Annotated in this window: 2 protein-coding genes; one reads left to right on the plus strand and one right to left on the minus strand. The window is 66.2% G+C overall.

Translation table 11 applies throughout. The features are described 5' to 3' along the window. Nucleotides 1–49 precede the first annotated feature (49 nt). Nucleotides 50–3,508 (plus strand): chromosome segregation protein SMC, encoded by a 3,459-nt coding sequence (smc, locus tag ACXJ7R_RS25630; RefSeq protein WP_457154268.1) that lies wholly within the window; start codon nucleotides 50–52, stop codon nucleotides 3,506–3,508. A 110-nt stretch (nucleotides 3,509–3,618) separates the two neighbouring features. On the opposite strand, the gene ACXJ7R_RS25635 is transcribed toward smc, so the two are convergent. After that, nucleotides 3,619–4,434, minus strand: an 816-nt coding sequence (locus tag ACXJ7R_RS25635; RefSeq protein ID WP_457154269.1) for an O-antigen ligase family protein, incomplete at its 5' end; no start/stop codon positions are given.

The raw sequence follows: 4,434 nt of genomic DNA on the forward strand, positions 1-4,434 counted from the left end.
GTGGAAACCGCGGCACACTTTTGCTGAATCCGCTTAGCGGGCGGCGCGAATGAAGTTTTCGCGCCTTCGCCTCCTTGGTTTCAAGTCCTTCGTCGAGCCCGGCGAGTTCGTCATCGAACGCGGCCTGACGGGCATTGTCGGGCCGAATGGCTGCGGCAAGTCGAACCTGGTCGAGGCGCTGCGCTGGGTAATGGGCGAAAGCTCCTACAAGAACATGCGCGCGTCCGGGATGGACGACGTCATCTTTTCCGGCTCGGGCACACGCCCGGCACGCAACACCGCTGAAGTCACGCTTTTCCTCGACAACAGCGACCGCTCGGCGCCCGCTGCCTTCAACGATGCTGACGAGTTGCAGGTGTCGCGCCGGATCGAACGCGAGGCGGGCTCGCTCTATCGCATCAACGGCAAGGAGGCGCGCGCCAAGGATGTCCAGCTCCTGTTCGCCGATCAGTCGACCGGCGCGCGCTCGCCATCGATGGTCGGGCAAGGCCGCATCGGCGAACTGATCCAGGCCAAGCCGCAGGCGCGCCGCGCCTTGCTCGAAGAGGCTGCCGGCATTTCCGGCCTGCACACCCGTCGCCACGAGGCCGAGTTGCGGCTGAAGGCGGCCGAGCAGAACCTGGAGCGCCTGGACGACGTCGTCGGCGAACTGGAAAGCCAGATCGAAAGCCTGAAGCGCCAGGCGCGCCAGGCGTCACGCTTCAAGAACCTGTCGGCCGATATCCGCAAGGCGGAAGCGACGCTGCTGCATCTGCGCTGGACACTGGCCAAGACACAGGAAGGCGAGGCGCGCTCGGCGCTGTCGGTTGCCACCGCGCTGGTCGGTGACCGCGCCGCAGCCCAGATGGCCGCCGCAAGGGAGCAAGGCATCGGCGCCCACCGGCTGCCGGAGCTGCGCGACGCGGAAGCCGCCGCTGCCGCCGCCTTCCAGCGCCTGTCGATCGCCAAGTCGCAGATCGAGGAGGAAGCCGGCCGCATCCGCGCCCGTCAGGGCGAACTCGAGCGCCGGCTGCAACAACTCGACGGCGACATTGCGCGCGAGGAACGCATGGTCCGCGACAATGCGGATATTCTTGAGCGCCTTCGCACCGAAGAAGCCGCGCTCAATTCCGAAAATGCCGGTGCTGCCGAGCGCGAAGCCAGCACCCGCGCGGCTTTCGAACAGGCGGCATCGATGCTTGCGGCAAGCGAAGCCAAACTCGCCGCGCTGACCGCCGAGCGGGCCGAGGCTGCCGCCTCGCGCAACCAGATCGAACGGACGCTGCGCGACACCGCCGAGCGCCGCGACCGTTTCGGCCGTCAGCTTGCCGATGTCGACCGGGAACTGTCTGATATCCTCTCCAAGGTCGCCGGCCTGCCGGATCCGGCCGAGAAGCGCATGCTGGTCGAACAGGCGATGGCGCTGCTGGATGAGGCCGAGGCTGCCGTGGCGCAGGCCGAGCAATCGGTYATCGATGCCCGCGCCAGCGAAAGCGCGGCCCGGCCGCCGCTGCAGGATGCCAGGGCCGAGCTGGCACGCATCGAGACCGAAGCGCGCACGCTGGCCAAGATCCTGAATGCCGCCAGCGGCGATCTCTTCCCAGCCGTGCTGGAGCAGATCAGCGTCGAGCGTGGCTTCGAGACGGCGCTGGGTGCGGCCCTTGGCGAAGATCTCGACGTGCCGCTCGACCGCAGCGCACCGGTGCATTGGGGCGAAAGCGAGATCCAGCCCGGCGACGCGGCTCTGCCTGAAGGCGTCAGGAGCCTTGCCAGCGTCGTTCACGCGCCGGCACAGCTTGCCCGCCGCCTGGCGCAGATCGGTATCGTTGTATCAGGCGATGGCCGCCGGCTGCAGGCGCTTCTTGCTCCCGGCCAGCGGCTGGTCAGCCGCGAGGGCGCGCTCTGGCGCTGGGACGGCTTTACCGCCAGTGCCGATGCGCCCACCGCGGCCGCGCAAAGGCTGGCGCAGAAGAACCGGCTGGCTGAACTTGATGCCGAAGCGGTGCAGGCGACGCTCGTCCTGCGCCAGGCCGAGGAGGCACTGGCCCAGGCCGAACAGGCGCTTCGCCTGGCGAGCGAGACCGAGCGCAACGCGCGCCAGGCTGGGCGTGACGCCCAGCATCGGCTGGACGCCGCCCGCAACGCGCTGGCCGAGGCCGAAAAGGCCGGCGGCGAATTGGCGAGCCGGCGCGCGGCACTGGATGAGGCGCGCGCCCGCATCGTCGATAGCCATGAAGAGACTTCGGCGGCCTTCGCCGAGGCCGAAATGCTGCTGCAGGACGCGCCCGATCTCGGCGATTTGCAATTGCAGCTCGAACAGTCCGCAGCCAATGTCGCCCGCGATCGCGCCACGCTTGCCGATGCGCGTGCCGTGCATGAGGGGCTGCGCCGCGAAGCCGAGGCGCGCACGCGCCGGCTCGATGCCATTGGCGCCGAGCGTAGCAACTGGCTGGAGCGGGCCGAAAACGCCTCGACGCAGATCGCATCGCTTGGCGAACGCAAGGCCGAGGCCGAGGCCGAACGCGAGCGGCTGGCCGATGCGCCCGATGAAATCGACGCCAAGCGGCGCGCCTTGCTGTCACAGCTGACGGAGGCCGAGACCTTGCGCAAGGCCGCCGCCGACCGTCTGCAGGAAGCGGAAAACCGGCAATCCGAAATGGACAAGGCGGCCACCGGCGCCATCCAGTCGCTGGCCGAGGCGCGCGAGACCCGCGTCCGCGCCGAAGAGCGGTTGACCGCGGCCGACGAACGCCGGCTGGAGGTCGAGGTGCGCATCCAGGAAACGCTGAACACGCCGCCGCATCTGGTCATCCGCCACACCGGTCTGGAGGCCGACAGCCCGATGCCCGAAATGGCCGAGATCGAGCGCCAGCTCGACCGGCTGAAGATCGAGCGCGAACGGCTCGGCGCCGTCAATCTTCGTGCCGAGGAAGAGCAGAAGGAGCTTTCCGACCGGCTGGAGACGATCGTGTCGGAGCGCGAAGACATCATCGAGGCGATCCGCAAGCTCCGGCAAGCGATCCAGAGCCTGAACCGCGAAGGCCGCGAGCGGTTGCTTGCCGCCTTCGACGTGGTCAACAGCCATTTCCAGCGGCTGTTCTCGCATCTGTTCGGCGGCGGCACGGCGGAATTGCAGCTGATCGAATCCGACGATCCGCTCGAGGCCGGGCTTGAAATCCTGGCCCGCCCGCCCGGCAAAAAGCCGCAGACCATGACGCTGCTGTCCGGTGGCGAGCAGGCGTTGACGGCGATGTCGCTGATCTTTGCCGTGTTCCTGACCAATCCGGCGCCGATCTGCGTGCTCGACGAAGTCGACGCACCGCTCGACGATCACAATGTCGAGCGTTTCTGCAATCTGATGGACGAGATGGCCGCCACTACCGAGACGCGGTTCGTCATCATCACCCACAACCCGATCACCATGGCGCGCATGAACCGGCTGTTCGGCGTCACGATGGCCGAGCAGGGCGTCAGCCAGCTCGTGTCGGTCGACCTGCAGGCCGCCGAAGCGATGCGCGAAGCAAGCTGAGCCGCCGCGCGACGCGCGTCGCGTTGAAACGGATTCAGGCGCCGCGCTTTAAGTCTTTGTTTTTATGCATGTCGTTGCCCCAAGCCGGGGTCGTTTTTGGGCGACATGCATTAAAAATAGGTTCTCGGCTCGACAAGGTTCTTCTGCTGGCGAAGGTAGAAACAATAGAAGCCGAATGCAGCAGCGAGCCACATGAAGGCCTCGCCGATCGCCAGCCGATTGTTCGAATTGCTGAGGACGGTGAGGGCGAAGAAGACCAACGTTGAGATGTAGCAGGACCATACGGCCGGAGCGACAAGCTTGGCCCGCACGGCCAGCACGACCTGCCTGGACGACCAGGCGTAGAGAAAGCCGAAGAACGCCAGCCCGACCACGCCGTAGCGCACGGCTATCTCCAGATAGCCGTTGTGGAAGACGTTGAAGATCATGGGGTGGTAGGTTCTGTTCTGCCATTCGGTGAGCCAGCTGGAACTGGCTCCGAAGATCGGGTGGCGTTTCCAGACCTCGATCGCATCGGCCCACAGCATCAGCCGTTCCCTGGCCGCTAAGGGAACCGTATTGCTGGCGATGGCGCGGTCGAAGGCCGGGAGGACGCCATGGCTCAAAGCATCCGAAACCAGGTTCTTGACGAAGATCATGGTGTCGCCGGCGGTGGACCAGAAGATGTTGTGCATGGCGACAACGCTGRCTGCAACGATTGCCAGCACGCCGCCTCCGATCATCAGCTCGCGGCGATGACCTCTCGCCAGCGTCATGATCGCCAGCAGGAGCAGGACGAGCGCGAGCGSAAGCCAGACGCCCTTCGACCGCAGCGCAACGATGTTGGCGAAGGCAAACAGCAGAACGGCGGTCGACAGCGCCCAGTGCAGGATCCTGGATACCTTGTTCAGGTCCGTTCTTTGGGCCGTGTATGCCATGAATTGCAG

It is taken from the genome of Mesorhizobium sp. P5_C1 (assembly GCF_054049815.1).